Annotated in this window: 11 protein-coding genes; 2 read left to right on the plus strand and 9 right to left on the minus strand. The window is 42.0% G+C overall.

The genetic code is table 11. From position 1 onward, the window contains the following. Positions 1-21: 21 nt before the first annotated feature. From ABWV45_RS00460 to ABWV45_RS00470, 3 genes are all read right to left on the minus strand, one after another. The gene (locus ABWV45_RS00460; protein WP_353347570.1) at positions 22-2,313 is read right to left on the minus strand and encodes an RCC1 domain-containing protein; all 2,292 of its coding nucleotides are present in this window, start codon (positions 2,311-2,313) and stop codon (positions 22-24) included. A gap of 373 nt (positions 2,314-2,686) precedes the next feature. Then, positions 2,687-7,669, minus strand: coding sequence for a diguanylate cyclase (locus tag ABWV45_RS00465; RefSeq protein WP_353347572.1), 4,983 nt, complete (start codon positions 7,667-7,669; stop codon positions 2,687-2,689). Positions 7,670-8,148: 479 nt separating this feature from the next. Then, positions 8,149-10,338 (minus strand): malate synthase G, encoded by a 2,190-nt coding sequence (locus ABWV45_RS00470; RefSeq protein WP_353347574.1) that lies wholly within the window; start codon positions 10,336-10,338, stop codon positions 8,149-8,151. Positions 10,339-10,584: 246 nt separating this feature from the next. Here ABWV45_RS00470 and ABWV45_RS00475 point away from each other — a divergent pair, with 246 nt between their 5' ends. Continuing rightward, positions 10,585-10,824: a DUF1289 domain-containing protein gene (locus ABWV45_RS00475; RefSeq protein WP_353347576.1), complete on the plus strand. Its 240-nt coding sequence runs from the start codon at positions 10,585-10,587 to the stop codon at positions 10,822-10,824. A gap of 2 nt (positions 10,825-10,826) precedes the next feature. Here ABWV45_RS00475 and ABWV45_RS00480 read toward each other — a convergent pair whose 3' ends face one another. The 4 genes from ABWV45_RS00480 to dusA all read right to left on the minus strand — a co-directional run bounded on the left by ABWV45_RS00480 (position 10,827) and on the right by dusA (position 14,021). Continuing rightward, on the minus strand, positions 10,827-11,072 hold the full coding sequence (locus tag ABWV45_RS00480) for a Rossmann-fold NAD(P)-binding domain-containing protein (RefSeq protein WP_353347578.1): 246 nt from the start codon (positions 11,070-11,072) through the stop codon (positions 10,827-10,829). A 403-nt stretch (positions 11,073-11,475) separates the two neighbouring features. Next, positions 11,476-11,919: a tellurite resistance TerB family protein gene (locus tag ABWV45_RS00485; RefSeq protein WP_353347580.1), complete on the minus strand. Its 444-nt coding sequence runs from the start codon at positions 11,917-11,919 to the stop codon at positions 11,476-11,478. A 2-nt stretch (positions 11,920-11,921) separates the two neighbouring features. Further along, entirely contained in the window at positions 11,922-12,887 is a 966-nt protein-coding gene (gene tal, locus ABWV45_RS00490) for a transaldolase (RefSeq protein ID WP_353347582.1), read from the minus strand. A 147-nt stretch (positions 12,888-13,034) separates the two neighbouring features. Then, entirely contained in the window at positions 13,035-14,021 is a 987-nt protein-coding gene (dusA, locus tag ABWV45_RS00495) for a tRNA dihydrouridine(20/20a) synthase DusA (RefSeq protein WP_353347584.1), read from the minus strand. Between the two features lie 241 nt (positions 14,022-14,262). Between dusA and ABWV45_RS00500 the strand changes: the two genes are divergently transcribed. After that, the gene (locus tag ABWV45_RS00500; RefSeq protein ID WP_353347586.1) at positions 14,263-15,030 is read left to right on the plus strand and encodes an SDR family NAD(P)-dependent oxidoreductase; all 768 of its coding nucleotides are present in this window, start codon (positions 14,263-14,265) and stop codon (positions 15,028-15,030) included. Positions 15,031-15,222: 192 nt separating this feature from the next. On the opposite strand, the gene ABWV45_RS00505 is transcribed toward ABWV45_RS00500, so the two are convergent. Both ABWV45_RS00505 and ABWV45_RS00510 read right to left on the minus strand, forming a co-directional pair. Continuing rightward, the gene (locus ABWV45_RS00505; RefSeq protein ID WP_353347588.1) at positions 15,223-16,989 is read right to left on the minus strand and encodes a carboxylesterase/lipase family protein; all 1,767 of its coding nucleotides are present in this window, start codon (positions 16,987-16,989) and stop codon (positions 15,223-15,225) included. Between the two features lie 458 nt (positions 16,990-17,447). Continuing rightward, the gene (locus tag ABWV45_RS00510; protein WP_353347590.1) at positions 17,448-19,166 is read right to left on the minus strand and encodes a carboxylesterase/lipase family protein; all 1,719 of its coding nucleotides are present in this window, start codon (positions 19,164-19,166) and stop codon (positions 17,448-17,450) included. Between the last annotated feature and the right edge of the window lie 15 nt (positions 19,167-19,181).

Consider the following 19,181-nt stretch of genomic DNA (forward strand, 5'->3'; position numbering starts at 1 on the left):
AGGCTTATAATAGTTTTTTAATTATCGGTTTAACTGAACAGCTACATTGGAACTATCTCCACCCCTTCCAGGATTACCCCAAGTTGTAACCGAACCATCTTCCCTGATAGCCGCAAATGCTTGAGAGTTGGACACAATCTTTTGTACATTAGTGAGTTCACCTTGAACTAACAGTGTACTACCGCCTTTGGTACTGTTCCCCCACGCAACAACTGTTCCGTCCTCTTTTAGTGCTGCATATGCTTCCTCAGTTGAAATTATCTCTTTGACACTTGTTAATTGGCTTGCTACAGAAAATGAATCACCTGCATCCGTGCTATATCCCCAAGTAATAACAGTACCATCTTCTTTTAACGCCGCAAAAGAACCCGCTGCTTCTGTTCCTACTGGGTAAATTTCTTTTACATTTACTAAGTCTGCTTCAACTGGCTCACTGTCAGCACCATGATTATCATCTCCAATAGTTAGCACCGTTTTATCATTCATCAAGAGCGCATAAGCACCATTAGTAGCGTAAACCTTATCTACCCCAGTTAGAGTATTTGCCCAGTCCGTAGTATTTGTAAAACTGCCATCAATTAGAATAAGTTCAGATTGTATATAGCCTATAACTATAAGTTCTCCGTTTTCTTTAACTGCTACAACCCCCGAATATGATGCCGCGATGTCTTTAACATCCACAGCTCGGTCTAGGACTGATTGGCTTTCTGAAATATCAGGCCAAAATACCACATCACCATCATTCGTTAGTGCGGCAAATCCAGAACCCATGGCCACTATTTTACGTACATTCTGTAGTTTGGCTGTTTTGCCTGTTATAGAGCCACCGAAGGAACTATTACCCCACGCCACAACCGATCCGTCCTGTTTTATGGCCGCAAAAGCAAAGTTATTTGACACTACTTCTTTAAAATCTTGCCCTACGTATTGGTAGACACCACCGCCATTCAAAGTATTGCCCCAAGTCACCAGGTACCCATCTTTCGTATTGGCCGCACTCGACGCTAAATTACTCCAAATTCCATTTACACCCGATTGCAATAGATGACTAACATCATCAATACTTTCACCTGTAATTTCATCTTTTAATGCAACAACACTTCCATCAGTTTTGATTCCATACATTACCGAGGCTGTTTTACTAGAACTAAAGAAATCTAGGTTTACTAGATTGTTTTGCGACGCGTTTGCATCCAGTAAATTTGACCCCCATACAACTCCAATATCATCATCTCTAATGGCAGCAAATCCAATACCAGATGGGTATACATCTACTATTGGTCGATTCAACTCTAAACAAAAAATTTCATACTGATAACGAGCTTCCATGACTGCATTATCAATACCTATATCATTAATCTTACAGTTATAATTTTCAGGGAATTGAGTTAACTCCAAAAATATTGTATCACCCACAGCAAGTGGTGTTAAAAAATTAACTACTGTCTCGCCTGAGTTAACAATGACGCTTTCCATTCCATTTAACTGAACTGTCACTCCCTCACTGGGTATTCCAAATGCACCCATTGAAAAATAGTTTGCTGCCTGGCAAGATAAAACAACGCTAGAAATATTTGTAGCTGGAAATGTCCCTGACTCATTTTGCGTGACTGAACAAACTTGTTCATAAGGGTTTGAATAAACCTCTACTGCATAGGTGTCACTTTCGTTAAATAACGTGGAAAATTCAAAGAAGCCCATCGAGACTGTAGCTGTTTCAACCAATTTTCCATTCTTTTTAAGTGTTAATTCAAATGAACCTGTAGCATTGGAAACTGTTCCAGATAATCTGAATACACCAGTTTCTCCACCAGTTTCTCCACCAGTTTCTCCACCAGTTTCTCCACCAGTTTCTCCACCAGTTTCTCCACCAGTTTCTCCACCAGTTTCTCCACCAGTTTCTCCCTGGTAATGTGAATTATAGAAGACACCACCCCATACAGAGCATCGAGATTCCGCATCAGAATAATTTATGGAAAGATCGAAATAATAACGCGATTCTTCTGCTACCTGATTTGAGACCTCACAGTAGCCTATTATATCAACACCTAAACTGTCTTCACATTTACCAAACAAATAACCTAGATTATTAACTGCTTCATTTGCAAGATCGTTATCTGAATAGCCATCTTGTGCACAAACACCCTCTCCGAACGCATTTAGCTTATATACGTAAGTAAGTGTAGGATTCTTAGACCCTGCGCCTTCTTCAGACCCTGCGCCTTCTTCAGACCCTGCGCCTTCTTCAGAACCTGCACCACCACAAGCCACAAGGCTCAGCCCCAATATTGAAATAAGTATTACTTTTAACATCGCCCTTCCCAATGGTTACAAATTCCCGTTTTGTGCACGATTAATATGCCGCGCAATCATACTATAGTTCTAACGTGGAATACTAATTCATTTAATAATTCCAGCTTTTCAGGGTTATTTAAACTAGCGAATTTAGCAAATAAATTTAGACACCCAGTGCGCCAAGCAAAGCTGGCGTAAGATTGGAGGTGAAAGCCCTCTATTTGGTAAGGCATAGTAAGCCGCCAAAACCCCGAGTCATGGGCGGTAATCGGTAACGATTATGGCTAAGCGTTGACAGGGGAAAGCATGGGCTCAGTATCGAGCTACGAGCAAAAATAACAGGCGGGCAACGTGCAACAGACACGCCGTAAACTGTTATTCCTCTAGAATTTTAATCCCAAATTTGAACTTGATTCCGGCCATTATGTTTAGCGCGGTAGAGCGCAGCATCCGCTTGGCGTATTAGCTCATCTTTATCTTGCACGTCGGGTGTAATTAAAGCTACACCCAAACTGATGGTTACTTTAAGTTCTTCCCCATTGTGCGCAACGCTATGGTTGGCTATTGAGCTGCGGATGCGTTCTGCAATTTCCATTGCGCCGCTACGGTTGGTATTTGGCAGTACCACGACCATTTCTTCACCACCATAACGAGCAACTAGATCACTGCTACGGCTGCAGTCTTTAATTACTTTGGATACTTCACGCAGTACTAAATCTCCAATTTGATGGCCCCAAGTGTCGTTGAATTTTTTAAAATGGTCGATGTCGATTAAGAGTAGCCCTAAATTATTTTTAGCTCTACGGGACGCGGCAAATTCTTGTTTTAAAGAGTTTTGGAAATATTCATGGTTGAATAGGCCTGTAAGCCCGTCGAATGACGCTTTACGAGATAATTCCAATCGACCAGCGGCGGCCATGACGATGATCTCTAACGTATCAAAGCGAGCTTGAGTGAAGCAATCACTGGTAAGGTTGTTTTCAAGATAGAGAAGGCCAATTAATTCAATATTTTCGTCGCAGCCAGACATAATAGGTAAGCACAGAATAGAGCGTACTTTGTTTTGTTGTATGTAGTCATCTAGGTGTAAGCCGGGTAGATCTTCAAACGGTAATTGGGCGTCATGAACCACAAGGCTGTTACCAGTTCTCTGTACATAATTTAATAGGGTGTGGGATAATTTGGCTTTTTCTACGAGCAGAGATTGCAATACTTTTGGGTTGCTGCCTTCAACGCTTATTTCGCCTTCTATGCGAAAATCTCCTTCAGCATTGCGAAGTATTAATATGCCTCGTTGTGCGGCAGCAAATTCTACTGAGGACGCAATGATTGCCTGTAACATGCGACTATGTACTTTTTCATCGGCAATGGTTTTAAGTGCTTTCATTAATGCGGTGATGTCAACATTGTCGATATGTTTTGTGTGCGTTTCGTCTGGCGAGGTTGGTGGTGTAACTTCAGTACGTTTAATAAAAGAGGTTAATTGAGGGAAAAGTTGTTCTAACTGTTTAACCTTCGCCATTGCGCCCCATTTAGCGTACAGAGTCCTTGCTTGGGCTAAATAGGGCAGTGCAATGGTTTTTCTTCCTTTTTCCCAGTGCATTTCGCCGCAAAGCTCGTTAGCTAAAGCTTGATACTGTAAAAAATCATTATCGGTACAGCTTTCTATGGCAGCATCAAATTGTTCATGTGCTTCAAAATCATGGCCGTTAACGCGTAAACGTTGTGCTTCAACCAATAGGTATTTATGTAAAAAGTTGGTAGGGTTATGGTCGGCCCATGATTTGATTTTGGCTTGCGTTTTTTTTGCTTGTTTTAATAATTGACGTTTTTCTTTTTTATTTGCGTACTTAATATTGGTTAAGCGAATTAATGCGTCGAGCATGTAACAGCGAGAAGTTTTTTGAAATCCAGCTACAAGGCTTTTTTCTATGGGGAATAGGTTGGCTTGTTTTAAGGCGTTTTTCCTATCTCCCATCAGGAAGCGTACCCAAAGTGACATTTCGTGATCGGTTGATATTAACGTGTTATCACCAATCTCTTCGTGTAATTTTCTTTTTTCAATGATGTCGTAAATATCGCCTACCATAACCAACGGGTCTTCTGCTTGCCCTTGAAGATTGGCGACAGCCTGTTGTAGGTTTAACAAATAATCTAAACCATAGCCAAGTTTCAGAGGTTTTAATGTGTCTTGCCATTCTGTCATTTCTTCAGCCAACATAGAAAGATTGTAGCCAAGGTCAAACATGGTGAATAAACGTATTTCTATGGCGAGAGCGGCGTATTCAAATTCGCCGTTATCCATGGCGATGCGAAATGTGTCTAACAATGGTTCAAGTGTGTTTTTTGCTGGTTCATGCCAATGTCTTACCATGGCGTTAAAAACATGCATGGAGCGAGCAAGCATAGGCATATTTTGAAAACGCTGTGATAACGTTATAGAGAGTTGGCCGTATTCGAAGCCGAGTTTGGTTTTATTAAGTTGACTACTTAGTACCATGCCATAAACCGCCCACGATGGTAGTGAGTCAGGGCAGATACCATGTTTGTACTGGATGCGAGCTGCACGTAAGGCCATCATGGAAAGCATGTCTGGCTGCGTAAATAATACAGCTGAACCTGCACGATCCCCTAGTTTGTGAGCGGCAATATGGTAAGGGTCGGTCATTTCTGGGTGGTGTTGCAGTGATTCTGGCTTGACGTTTTTAAGTACAACTAGGTTTTTTATCAGTTCAAATGCCACATGAAGTTTATTTGGCTTTTCTGGGTATTTATGGCCAAGTTGTTTCATGATTGGTTTAACTAATGTTACTGCTTCTGCAAGTTTTCCTTGTGCAATTAATGCAGAGGTTTTAACAAGGTAGAGCTCAATTTTATCTAATAAACATTTTGCTTTAGTAAAGCCAGTTTCGAGAAATGCTTCCATGGAGTCGTAGTCTGCATTAAGGAAAGCCGTTTCTGCGGCTTCTTCATGAAGTTTTAATGTTAACGAATATTTATCTTGCCAGCATGTTGTGGGTAATAGTTGTAATGCTGCTTGTAGATATGCAAAAGCGGCTTGATAAGCACTGGACGCTTTGGCGCGTTGACCTGCTTTTAGATTGAGTAGGCATAAGCGATCCTTTTCTATGGCGTCTTCAATAAAGTGTACGCCTAGATTTAAGTGGTTGGTTATATCAAATAACTTTTCTTTTTGCTGGCTTTCGGATGCATTTATTAATAATAAACGACCAATTTTAAGATGGGTTTGTTCTTTGTTTTTGTCATCTAACAACGAATATGCGGCCTGTTGAATGCGGTCATGGGCGAAAGCAAATTCAATTGATAGCTCGTCATTTTGATTGTCGTCTAGTTCTAGTAATTGATAGGCATCGCCGATTGGGGCGATGACACCTTCACCCATTGCATAGCGTAAATTTTTAGCGATGGAGTCGTTTACTTGTTCCGAAACCACTGCGAGGTCATTGAGTTTAAAGCGATTTCCGATACAAGCTGCTAGCTCCATTAGGTGTAAGCTTGTAGGCGGCAGTTGACGAAGTTTTTCCGTCATTAAGTCCACCACATTGTCCGTCATTTTTTGTGCTTGAATCTGATTTATATCCCACTGCCATTGATGTTTATCTTTAGAGTAGGTAATAAGATTTTCTTTGTTTAGGGCTTTTAAAAACTCCTCGGCAAAGAATGGATTTCCAGCGGTTTTCTGTTCCAATAGTTGTGCCAGTTGTTGTACTTGGGATGCATCACTATATAAAGCATCGGATAATAGATCAGTTATATTGGCAAGTGTTAAAGGTTGTAGTTGGATTTCGTTAATGGTGCAGTTTTGATTGGCTAAATTTTCGATGCACTGTAGCAGTGGGTGCCCTTTAAAGACTTCATTATTTCGATACGAACCAATGATGAGTAAATTTTTGGTTTTCGAATCAGGGTTGGTGAGGATCTCAATGAGATTAAGGCTGGCGCTGTCAGCCCATTGAAGGTCGTCTAAAAAAATAACCAATGGATGTTCTGGGTTACAAAACACTTTTATAAAATTTAAAAAAACTAAATGGAAACGTTGTTCAGTTTCGATAAGGGGTAATTTTGTCACAGGGGGTTGAGGGCCGATGATTAATTCTACGTCGCTAAAAAGCTCGATTATGATTTGGCCGTTGGGTCCTAATACATCAAGAAGTTTACTACGCCATTGTGATAGGTGCTCTTCATTGAGGGATAGCAGTTGTTTGATCATTTCCTGCAAGGCGTTGATGACTGCGCTGTAGGGGATGTTTCGCTGTAATTGATCGAACTTGCCGCTGACAAAGTAACCGTTGTATTCAGTAATTGGTTTATATAGTTCCCTCACAAGGCATGTTTTCCCTATACCTGAGTGCCCAGAAACCAAAGCTATCTCATTGTTACCTTTACGCACTCGGCTGAAGGTGTCTAGTAAATGAATAACTTCTCGTTCTCTACCATACAAGCGCTGAGGTATTTGAAAGTGTTGAGGGATTTCATTGATACATAAAGGAAATGGTTCGATTTGTTCTGTTTGATCAAGTTGATCTAAACATTTTTGCAAATCAGCTGCTATGCCGGATGCACTTTGATAACGATGTTCTGCCATTTTAGACATTAATTTTTCGATAATGTCTGACACAACTTGTGGAATAGTCGGGTTAATTTGAATTGGCGCCTTTGGGCGTTTTGCAATGTGACAATGAAACCATTCAATGGCTTCTGTCACGAGAAATGGCAGTTCACCTGTAATTAACTCAAACATGGTGACACCAAAAGAATAAAAATCAGAGCGATAATCAATAGAGCGGTTCATTCGCCCAGTTTGCTCTGGTGAAATATAGGGCAGGTTTAACATAAACACATGAGGGTTAGCGATGGCTGCTTGTTCCCTAGTAAGGGAGCTTGAAATGCCGAAATCTATAATTTTCAATATGCCCGTTTCTGGGTTATAGACAATATTCGTAGGGTTGATGTCTTTATGTATGATGTTGGCGGCGTGGATTTCGGCTAGTCCTTTGGCCAGTTGAATACCGATAGAGAGTACTTCATGTAGATCAAAGCGGTGATGTTTGGAGATATTCGCTAAAGAGTCGCCACCGAAATCTTCAAGTACCACCACAGGAAAGTCGTTAAAGTATTCCAGATCATGCATACGTATGACGGTGGAAGCATTTAGATGCCGAGCAATTTCGTATTCATGCTTTAAACTGGCGATGGATTCACGTGCTTGTTGGTCACTACCAATGCACTTGAGCATGACTGGTAGATTATCCTTGAGTCGACGAGCCCGATAGACCCGCGTAGAAAGCCTATCACATATTAAGCTTTCTATTTCGTAGCCAGGAATTGTGATTTCATCAGGTATTAATTGCATCTAACCCTTGTCCGTAGATAGGAGCTCTGAATAACTAAACACTTCCATAACCAAGATAGACCAATTTAATACCAGATAACACTACTAACTATAGATCATATGGGGGATATTTTTAATATTTTCAATTATTTGGCACTTCCTGTTCGTATTAAAATGCTTATCCATCAGATATTGAATTCCATCTGTAGAGTGCATTAATGAGATTCTGCAACGTGATATCGGTGCCACTTTATTAATACATATTATGAAATTCATGAAAGGGTTAGAGTGTGGAGTGATAACAAGTAAATTAATTAGGGTAAAGAGTGTTTTTTTTGTTTTGGGGTGGCTTGTTGTGACTAGGCGGTATTTGTTTATTGTCTGATTTTTATGGCATTAAAGGCCTAGCTTTTCATCATCTAATAAAAAACCCAGCCGAAGCTGGGTTTTTTTAGAGCCGTAAAACAAGGGTTTTACGTTTCTTGCTTATCATGCACCGTTTATTTGATGCCTTTAACTTCTTTAAACTTCAAGCGGTAGCCGTGAAGTAGTGGCTCAGTGTAACCAGAAGGTTGCTCTTTACCTTTGAAGATCAAGTCAGAAGCGGCTTGGAAAGCGATGGTGTTGAAGTTAGGTGCCATTGGGATGTAGTGAGGGTCGTTTGCGTTTTGACCATCTACAATAGCAGCCATACGTTTTAGGCTTTCTTCAACTTGCTCTTGTGTACAAATACCGTGTTCTAGCCAGTTAGCAACGTGCTGAGAAGAGATACGCAGTGTTGCGCGGTCTTCCATTAGGCCAACATTATTGATGTCTGGCACTTTAGAGCAACCAACACCTTGGTCAACCCAGCGTACAACGTAACCTAGGATACCTTGGTTGTTGTTGTCTAGTTCGTTTTGGATGAACTCAGGGGTTAACGCTTTTGCTTCTTCTTCGCTCATTAGAGGAATAGTTAGAATGTCGTCTACGTTGGCGTGTTCACGAGTTTTCAGGCCGTTTTGCACTTCGAATACGTCTACCATGTGGTAGTGAATCGCGTGTAGGGTAGCAGCGGTTGGTGATGGGGTCCAAGCTGTATTGGCACCGGCTTTAGGGTGACCAATTTTTTGTTCCATCATCATGCCCATTTCATCAGGAATTGGCCACATGCCTTTACCGATTTGCGCACGACCTTGTAGGCCAGTTTCAAGACCGGTGTCTACGTTCCAGTCTTCGTATGCGCTGATCCATTTTTGTTGCTTCATGACTGTTTTAGCAACGAAAGGACCTGCCAGCATTGAGGTGTGTAGTTCGTCACCTGTACGGTCTAGGAAACCGGTGTTGATGAATACAACACGGTCTTTAGCAGCACGGATACACTCTTTTAGGTTAACAGTGGTGCGACGTTCTTCATCCATGATACCCATTTTCATGGTGAAGCGAGGTAGGCCAAGTGCGTCTTCAACACGTGCGAAAAGCTCATCTGCAAATGCAACTTCTTCAGGGCCGTGCATCTTAGGCTTAACGATATTCACAGAACCTGTCGTTGAGTTCTGGATAGGGCTGTTGCCTTTGATATCGTGAATAGCGATTAGAGTGGTGATGACACCGTCCATGATGCCTTCAGGGATTTCGCTGCCATCTTCTAAAAGAATGGCTGGGTTAGTCATTAGATGACCCACGTTACGTACGAACAACATAGAGCGGCCTTTCAATTTGAAAGTGTTGCCGTCTAGGCCGTTGAATTCACGGTCAGCGTTCATGGTACGGGTAAAGGTTTTGCCGCCTTTAGATACTTCTTCCGCTAGGTCGCCTTTCATTAGACCTAACCAGTTACCGTATGTGATCACTTTGTCAGCTGCATCTACACAGGCTACTGAGTCTTCGCAGTCCATGATGGTAGTTAAGGCTGATTCTAAGATGATATCAGTAATGCCAGCAGGATCCGTAGAGCCAACAGGGCTAGTGGCATCAAATACGATTTCTAGGTGCAGGCCGTTGTTCTTAAGTAAGATAGATGTTGGATTAGCGATGTCACCAGTGAAACCAACTAGTTTGTTTTCTTCTTTTAGGCCAGTTTTTGAACCGTCCCCTAGAGTAACAACCAGTTTACCTGCTTCGATAGCGTAGTTAGTTGTACCAACGTGAGAGCCGTTTGCTAATGGGGCGGCTGTATCTAATACACCACGAGCGTATGCGATAACTTTGTCGCCACGTACTTTATTGTATCCGCCAGTGCCTTTTTCCGCGCCACCTTCTTCAGAGATAATCGTGGTACCGTATGCGGCATCGTACAAAGAACCCCAGCGAGCATTTGATGCATTTAGTGCAAAGCGGGCGTTCATTACCGGTACTACTAGCTGTGGGCCAGCCATTTCAGCAATTTCAGGCTCTACATTTTGAGTAGTGGCTTCAAAATCGGCACCTTCTTCAACTAGGTAGCCGATTTCTTGTAAGAAAGACTTATATTCAGCAAAGTTAAGAGGCGAGCCTTTGCGTTCTGTGTGGAAGGCATCGATTTTAGCTTGAAGATCATCACGTTTAGCAAGTAACGCTTTGTTTTTAGGCGCTAGTTCGTTCGCTAGTGTGCTGAATTCAGACCAAAATTTGTCTTGGTCAACACCTGTGCCTGGAATGGCTTTTTCGTTAACGAAATCAAAAAGTTCTTTTGCGACTTGTAGGCCGCCAACTTGAATGCGATCAGTCATTATATGCCTCTGTAATATGCTCAAATATAGGTGAATAAGTACTATAGTTCAGCGGTTGTTCTGCGTAGGCTCGGAGGAACTGAGAACCACACAGTGGAAAAAGTGGGCAGAATTCTACACGAATCTAACCCATAATTCATAGTTATATACTATATAGTCAGTATAAAGCTCAGTGATACAACACAGATGCTTGGATGGCCTGTTTCAATAGGCTAGACTGTCTCAAATTAAGACGTCAGGTCAACGATGCAGCAAGTTGAATTATTCCCAGTTCCCAACCCTTGTATTGGTGTTTGCCAGAGCAACGCTAAGGGCTATTGCATGGGTTGTTTACGTTCACGTACTGAACGCCAAAAATGGAATGATTTCATGCCCGCGGAAAAAATGCGTGTATTGGATTTATGCACGCTGCGTAAGAAAAAACTAGAGGCCATGATAAAGGCCAAGCAAGAAGCCCAATCTTCTCCAAGTGCTGACTCAGAATAAGTCTAGGGATATAGATATTTCCCTTCTAGCACATGGCAACCTTCTTTAGTGTTATGAGTCTCTGCTAGCAGGGCCATGGTCTCGGCTAATTCGATCATTGGAATGGGGCGATATTTCAATAATGGCCCTTGCATGAGTGGGGCTGTAATTTTACCAATTAGTGTGCCCAGATATTCCCCTAAACGAAACTCTGCCCGATCACCCAATAACAAGCTTGGCCGAATGAGCCATAAATGCTTAAAGTTCATCTGGGTTAAGTCGTGTTCGGTTTCGCCCTTTACTTGTAAATAGAAGTTTCTGCTTTTGCGATTTGCAGCAATGGCTGTGATGCAGGCAAATTTATCGCAATCATGCTGCTGTACTCAGCGAGCAAACTGAATCACTAATAGGTGGTCAATTTGTCTAAATGCTTTTTTTGATCCAGCTCGCTTGATGGTTGTACCAAGGCAGCAATAAGCCATGCTAAATTGCTGATCTAAATGAAATTGCTCAAGCTTACAGAAATCCACCACATGTTGAATAACTTGTGGTGGTAAATCTAGGGAAGTAGTGCGTACTAGAGCATGAATTGTACAGTTTTAATTGTGTGCAATTAACTTTTTTACAAGTCTTTTGCCCATTTCTCCCGTGGCACCAGCAATGACAACCCCTTTACTCATGGGCGTTTAAGGCGGATTGCTTACACTGTACGAATTCGCTGTGTCTCAAATGCAATAAGTCGGCAATTTTACGAATGGTGTGTTCTTCGTATTTATCTATGTGATTATCCGCTAGTGAAATTTGCCATAAACGAGTCAGTAGTTGTATTTTTTTCTCTAAATCTAAGGCTTCGTTTAAGTGCTGTGTGAACTGATGTAAAGACACGGCATGATCCACCTCATGGTGGGCGGTTTCAATTAAACTGACACATTCTTGTGTGGTTAAACCTGTGTGGTTTTTCAGCATTTCAGGTAATGCATCTTTCTCTGCTTGAGTGATGCTGTCATCAGCCAGTGCTACTTCAACCATTAAAGCAGCGCTTGCCCGTTCAGTATCATTAGTAGGTATGGTTTCAGTCGCGGGTTCTTTAAACCAGTCGAGAATATGCTTGAACATGATTAATTAGATTCCTTCTCGCTAAGATATTCACTGGATAATAACTGCTCTAGTGAGATCAGGTCTTTAGTGAAGTTGCGAATGCCCTCGGCCAGTTTTTCTGTGGCCATTGGGTCTTGGTTTAGGTGCCAGCGGAATTGGGATTCGGTCAGTTCTTCCCATTTGGTTTCGTTAGACTGATTGTTAGCATTTAATGCTTGTGTCAATGTACCGCTGTCTTCGTTTAGCGAGTTAAGTAAGTCAGGGGATATGGTGAGTTTGTCACAGCCCGATAGGCATTCAATTTCGTCCGTATTGCGAAAGCTTGCACCCATTACTATGGTGTCATAACCATGGGTTTTGAAGTACTGGTAAATGCGAGTGACTGACATAACACCTGGGTCTTGCATGCCTGGGTAGCTATCAACCCCTTCTGCTTTTTTGTACCAGTCTAAAATACGGCCAACAAATGGACTGATGAGGGTAATATTGCTTTGAGCGCAGGCAATGGCTTGGGCAATGTTAAACAGTAGGGTTAAGTTGCAGGTGATGCCTTCTTCTTCAAGGACTTTGGCTGCTTGAATCCCTTCCCAAGTGGAGGCGATTTTTATTAGTATGCGATTACGTTCGATACCAGCGTCTTCATACAGGCTAATTAAGCGACGAGCTTTGTTGATTGTGGCAATGGTATCAAAAGATAGACGTGCATCTACCTCGGTAGAGACATAGCCCGGTACAATTTTTAAAATCTCGATGCCTAGTTTTACCGAAACCATGTCTAGAGTGTTCTCTAGTACATCGCCAGATTGTGTTTTAGCCCATGCGGCTGATTCATTAATTAATGGGCGGTACTGATCAAGCTGGGCGGCTTTATATACAAGTGATGGGTTGGTGGTGGCGTCTTCAGGAAGATAGCGTTTAATGGCTTCAATGTCGCCAGTGTCTGCTACCACAGAGGTCATGGTTTTTAATTGTTCTAATTTGTTCATGAGACTACTTACTTATTGTGTCGTATAGGTGATTACTTTGTTTAATTTGTTGTACAAAGTCAAATAAGGTAACTCAGTAAACACGAGTTATATGACACTTTTTCACCTATTTAAGGTGTATACAAGTGTTTGTGTGACATTGAGTGATTAATCCGGCATGAGTGCTAAGGCAGCTTCGACAATTTCAATGCCAGCTGTGGGTTTGTAGGCTTGTTCACTTAGGTGGCGACGAAACTGTCGACTGCCAGTCATGCCATTAAATAACCCCAAAATATGACGAGTAATATAGGCAAGCTTGCTACGTTCTTCTTTTAAGTGGTTTTCGATGTAAGGATATAAACTGCGCACGATGGCTTTTTTGTCATGGTTTTTTTTTTCGTGATTGTAAAACTCACTGTCTACGTCCAGCAATATAGAAGGGTTATGGTAGGCTTCGCGGCCGATCATCACGCCATCACAATAGGTTAGGGCGTCATGCATTTGCTCGTAAGTTTCAAGGCCGCCATTAAGCAGGATTTCTAACTGAGGGAAGTCCCGTTTAATTTGAGCCACAACATCATATTTTAGTGGCGGAATTTCACGATTTTCTTTTGGCGATAACCCTTGCAAGATGGCTTTACGAGCATGAATGATAAAGGTCTCGCAGCCGGTATTGGCAACGGTTTCAACAAAACTGTGTAATTCATCATAACTGTCTTGGTCATCAATACCAATACGGTGTTTGATGGTCACCGGGATATCAACGGCATCCTGCATGGCTTTAATGCAATCGGCCACTAGGTTGGGGTGGCCCATCATAACAGCGCCAATTAGATTATTTTGCACGCGATCACTTGGACAGCCGACATTGAGGTTGATTTCGTCGTAACCAAAGTCTTGGGCGATTTTTGCGCATTGGGCGAGCTCAGCCGGATTGCTTCCGCCTAGTTGTAGAGCGATTGGGTGTTCTTCTTGGTTGAAGTTCAAAAAGCGCTCCGGACCACCCTTGCCGTGAATGATTGCTCCTGATGTGACCATCTCTGTGTAGAGCAGGGCTTCTTTTGATAAAAGACGCCAGAAATAACGACAGTGCTTGTCGCTCCAATCCATCATAGGGGCAGTTGAAAAAGTACGATTGATGGATTTAGAGTTCATAGTGATCACTGCATATTAATAAGCGGCGCATTATAGCGAACATAAAGGGTTGGGTGCTACTTAGTCGTGTCGCCGCGTAAATAATAAAAGAGGAATGTATGAACAACTTGGTCATGTACATTTAATAAATTTAGGTCATAGTAGATGGTGATTATAATTAATTTTATTTATGAGTGAAGATAGATTTCATTCATGTAATTGATCAAAAAGTGGATTTATCACTAAGAATAGGAGTACGACCTTGGATTCATTACTAGATTTTACCGATAAAGTGGTTTTGATTACGGGCGCTGCCAGTGGTTTTGGTAAGCAACTAGCCATCGACTTTTCGGCCCGCGGTGCCAAATTAGTGATTGGTGATTTAAATATTGAAGGCCTGAATGCCGTTGCTGAAACTCTAGCTGGCCCAGTAACAGTGATTAAGTGTGATGTTTCAAAAGAAGACGAATGCAAAGCCATGGTTGATGCGGCTATTGAAAATTACGGACAGTTGGATATTGCTATCAACAATGCCGGTATTTCACACGGTTATATACCATTGCATCAAATGACGGATGAAATCATGGATTTACAATTTGATATTAATATCAAAGGTGTGGTTTATGGTATGAAGCATCAAATAGAAGCCATGATGCCAAAAGGTGATGGTGTGATTCTGAATGTAAGTTCTATGGCAGGCCTAGGTGGTGCGCCAAATATTAGTGCTTACTCAGCAGCTAAGCATGCCGTTATTGGCCTAACCAAAACTGCTGCAGTTGAATATGCAAGAAAAGGTATTCGTGTAAATGCTGTTTGTCCATTTTTCACTTTGACACCAATGGTGGCAGATGGCGAGCTAATTGGAGATACCAAGGAATCAACACAAGAAATTTTGGCTCGCAGTTGCCCAATGAAACGTTTAGGTCAGCCTGTTGAAATTACTAATGTGATGTTGATGATGTGCTCTCCGGGTAATAGCTTTATGAATGGCCAGTGCATTGCTGTAGATGGTGGTATGTCGGCTATGTAATTCGTACACTCGTGATTTTTACTCTAAAGGCCAATCTTTGATTGGCTTTTTTTATGCCTGAATTTTGATCAGATTAGTTGAGCGGTGTTGAGATTTTTTTATTTATTCGCAGTAAAACATAGAATTTCAAAAATAAAAAAAGGGCGAATAGATCGCCCTTTTAAATTGCAAGATTAGTAACTTCTTGGCTTTTTAATTGGCCGTTGCTTGAGGCCAGTAATCACATTTGTGAGTAGTATTGAAATTTCCTCTTGTTGTGGCGGCTAACGTTGTATTTAAATCAATCATAGCACCATTGGTACCGAACTCAGTCCAAGTAACTAAATCACTATTATTAGGATTAGGGTTACCAGTTTTTGCAAATGAGGTCCAGTAGTCAATCATAGCATCAGAGAGGGCTTGCTGTTCCGTGTTAAATTGAGTGCCATCACTTAACAGATACTGAATCTCAGCTGAATGAGTTGCTCCTAGATAAATTGGCTCAAAGTCACCTAAAATATTTGGAGCAGTAGTGTCTGTGAAGTGATACGCGTAAACAGTAGCGTGTTCAGCAAGCTGATCGTTAGTGTTCAATGCTGTGCAGGCAAAGCGCCAGTCAGTGTGAATTTTGCTTGCTGCTTTGTAGTAATCTACCGTTGTTGTTCCGTCTACTGTTGTTGTAAAGTCTGCGGCGTACTCTGCTGCAATTTCGGTGATGGTGTGGTTGCTTTGAGCTAAGAGAGCTGGGAAGTAAAGGAATAGATCGTTAACTATTGCTAGGTACTCATCTTCTGTATCAAGAAATCCCAAGCTTACAAAGAAAGCAGCTAATAATTGTGCGTCTGTAGCATCTTCTGAGGTAACGCCTTCTGGTAATGCATTAGTCAGTGCATCGCCTTGTTCAAGGGCTGTAAAAAGCGTACCTTCATTCAAGTTTGTGCCATTCATAATACTCACGTCAGCAAAATCACCTGCTGCAATGGCGGTCTCAGGTGTAACTGGTAAGAAGCCATTGCCTGTGCCTGATGTAGGGATGTATTGATCCTGAGTTTGGGCAGCTAGCAGTTGGGTAACTGTTTTGCCCCTTAGGCAGGTCAAATCTTCTCCGGTAGTGGCGCACCCTGCAAGGGTTGCGTAACCAGTGCCAGGAAAAACAAGATCAGCATTATTCCCTAAATCTTCAGCGAGTACTTGTGATTGTTGCTCTAAGTGGTAATTGCCACTTTGAATAATGGCTTTGTGGAAAAGCCCTTCATGGCCAGTTGCTACTAACTGAGATGTTACACTATGGCCACCTGCTGATTCCCCAAAGATGGTGACGTTATCAGGGTTCCCACCAAAAACACTGATATTATCTTGAATCCAGTGAAGAGCAAACTGTTGGTCCATAAGGCCATAGTTACCTGAACCAGCACTTGCTTCAGCTGTTAGTTCCGGATGAGCTAAGAACCCTAATGCACCTAATCGATAATTAAGCGTCACAACCACCACGTCTTCGTCGACTAAGCGTGTTGGGTCATAATCTGAGCCAGAGCCATATACAAATGCTCCGCCATGAATCCAAACCATGACAGGGTAGTCGCCATCTGTATCAGGGGTGTAAACATTTAAGAACAAACAATCTTCGTTCGTGCTACCGCCACCAAAACCAGAGTCTTTCTGAGGGCAATTTGAGCCAAATGAATCCGCCACTTGTGTTTCTGTCAGGGCAGGAGGCGCTGTTGGTGCTTTAAAGCGTAAATCACCCGTAGGAGCTGCAGCGTATTTAATGCCTTTAAATGAAATAAGACTGTCCTCTTGGACACCTTCGATAGTACCCTGTTCAGTTGTAACCTCTGGTGGTGCTACAACTGGTGGTTCTACAACTGGTGGTGTTTCTTCCTTGTCATTTGATGAGGATCCACAGCCCACTAAGGCTAAAGATAATACGGCACAGCTTATATAGGACGCTGCAGTTCCTAAAATTCGGGATTTATTCATTACTTCTTCCGTTGTTACTGTATTTAGCGAAATGAGCATAAAGCATGATTTATGTCACACAAAACAAGTGTCCCTTGTGTGACATGAATATTAATATTAGCTGTTTAATGGGGGAATTCCATATAGATTGGCTTTTACTGTCTAGTTATATGTAGTGAGTTTCATGGTCCCGATAGTTCTGTGAGTGAAGCTAAGATGTGAATGCTGTTTTATTGATTAACAAACTAATAATTAGTAGGTGCAAGTTAATTTGAAATTTAATGATCGTTAAAAAAGGAAAACGGATACTTAACTTAATTGTTTTTAGAATGCTTTTTATGTGGAGCGCTTTTTAAATAAAAATTAAGATTTAGCAGGAAGGGAAATAATTAATAATTGTTAAATTATTTTATAAAAAAATAAAAAGGGCGATTACTCGCCCTTTATTAGAAATAAATTAGCTAAAAATATTTAGTAATTTATTGTGTTGGAATGTTCCAATATCCGCAATTGTGGGTGTTATTGAAGTCTGCTTCCGCAAGCACTTTAAAGTTGTCTCCAGTACCTAATTCAAGCATGTTGTTTTCAACAGCAGAGAATGCAGGCCATTGTACTAACTGGCTGTGGTTTGGATTAGGATTGCCGGTTTTAGCAAACGTTGTCCAATATTTAATCATGGCCGCAGAAAGTGCTGCTTGATCTTCATTGCCTTCGAAGCCTGAACCATCACTTAACACATAAGGAATCTCAGCTGCGTGACTTGCGCCAGCTGCAAAGCCAATTGGAAAGTACGGAGCAAATAGGTTTGGTGCATTTTGGTCGGTGAAGTGATAAGCAAAAATATCACTGCTACGATAAGGATTAGCTTTCAACGTATTGGCTGTATTTAAAGCAGTACAGGCAAAGCGCCAGTCTGTTTGCAAACGGTTGTAGGCACCGTAGTAATCTGTTGTGCCCGCAAGGTATTCATCCGCAACTTCTGCAATGGTGTGACCGTTTAAGGTGTAAGGGAAAGGTGCAAGTAGTGTAGTTACTGCTGCATCATAGGTTGCTTGAGATGAGATCACAGCAGCAGCTGCATAGAACGCGCTACCTTGAGAAGCAGCAGTGCCGGCTGCTTCAGCTGCGGCTGCAGCTGCTACAGGGTCACCTGATTGCGCTAATTCAGCAAGATAAGCCGCGGTTGCCGCTTCTTGGATAGCCGCTTCATAGGCATTAACTTGAGCTAGAGCTGTGAACAACGTGCCTTCATCTTTATTGCTACCGCTCATTAATGGTACGTCAGCTAACTGACCAGTATAAGTTGCAACAAGTGGTGAATAAGGGTGGAAAGCAGTGCCTGTGGTCGGTAGGAATTGATCACTACCTTGAGCAGCAAGCATATCTTCAACTGGTAATGTTTTTAAGCAATTTAGCATGTCAGTACTAGTGGCACAGTTAGAGTTTGCGACCAGTAATTGACCTAAACCTTCTGCTACTTCTAGTGGAACTTCTTCTAGATGGTACGTACCACTTTGTACAATAGCCTTACTATATAAGCCCTGAGAAGTCGGGATAGTTAATTGATCCATAACGCTGTGACCACCTGCTGATTCACCAAAGATAGTAACGTTATCTGGGTTGCCGCCAAATGCTTCAATATTATCTTGAATCCACTGTAGGGCAAACTGTTGATCCATCAAGCCATAGTTACCTGAACCTGTGCCTGTTGCTTCAGACAGCGCTGGGTGAGTTAAAAAGCCTAAAGCACCTAAGCGATAGTTAATAGTAACCACAACAACGCCTTGCTCAACTAAACGACTGGTGTCATAAGTATCGCCAGAACCAGTAATGAATGCGCCACCGTGGATCCAAACCATTACAGGGCGATTTTTACCCAGTGCTGGTCGATCGATATTTAAAAACAAGCAATCCTCATTTACGCTAGATGTACCAAACGAGCCGCCCACTTGTGGGCACGGGCTACCAGCAGTGTCAGCTAACTGGATGTCGGTGAAAGATGGAGCTGCTGTAGGTGCTTCAAAGCGCTCAGCTGTCGCATACTTAATACCTTTGAATGAAATGATGCCGTCTGTTTCAACACCTTGATAGGTGCCTTGCTCAGTTTCGGCTTCTAAATTACAACCTACTAGAGCTAGCGTTAAAGCTGCGCAACCTATATAGGAGGCTGCTGATTTAAGTTTTTGGAATGTTTTCATGACATTTTCCGTTGT

The organism is Oceaniserpentilla sp. 4NH20-0058 (assembly GCF_040371755.1).
GTDB lineage: Bacteria > Pseudomonadota > Gammaproteobacteria > Pseudomonadales > Oceanobacteraceae > Bermanella.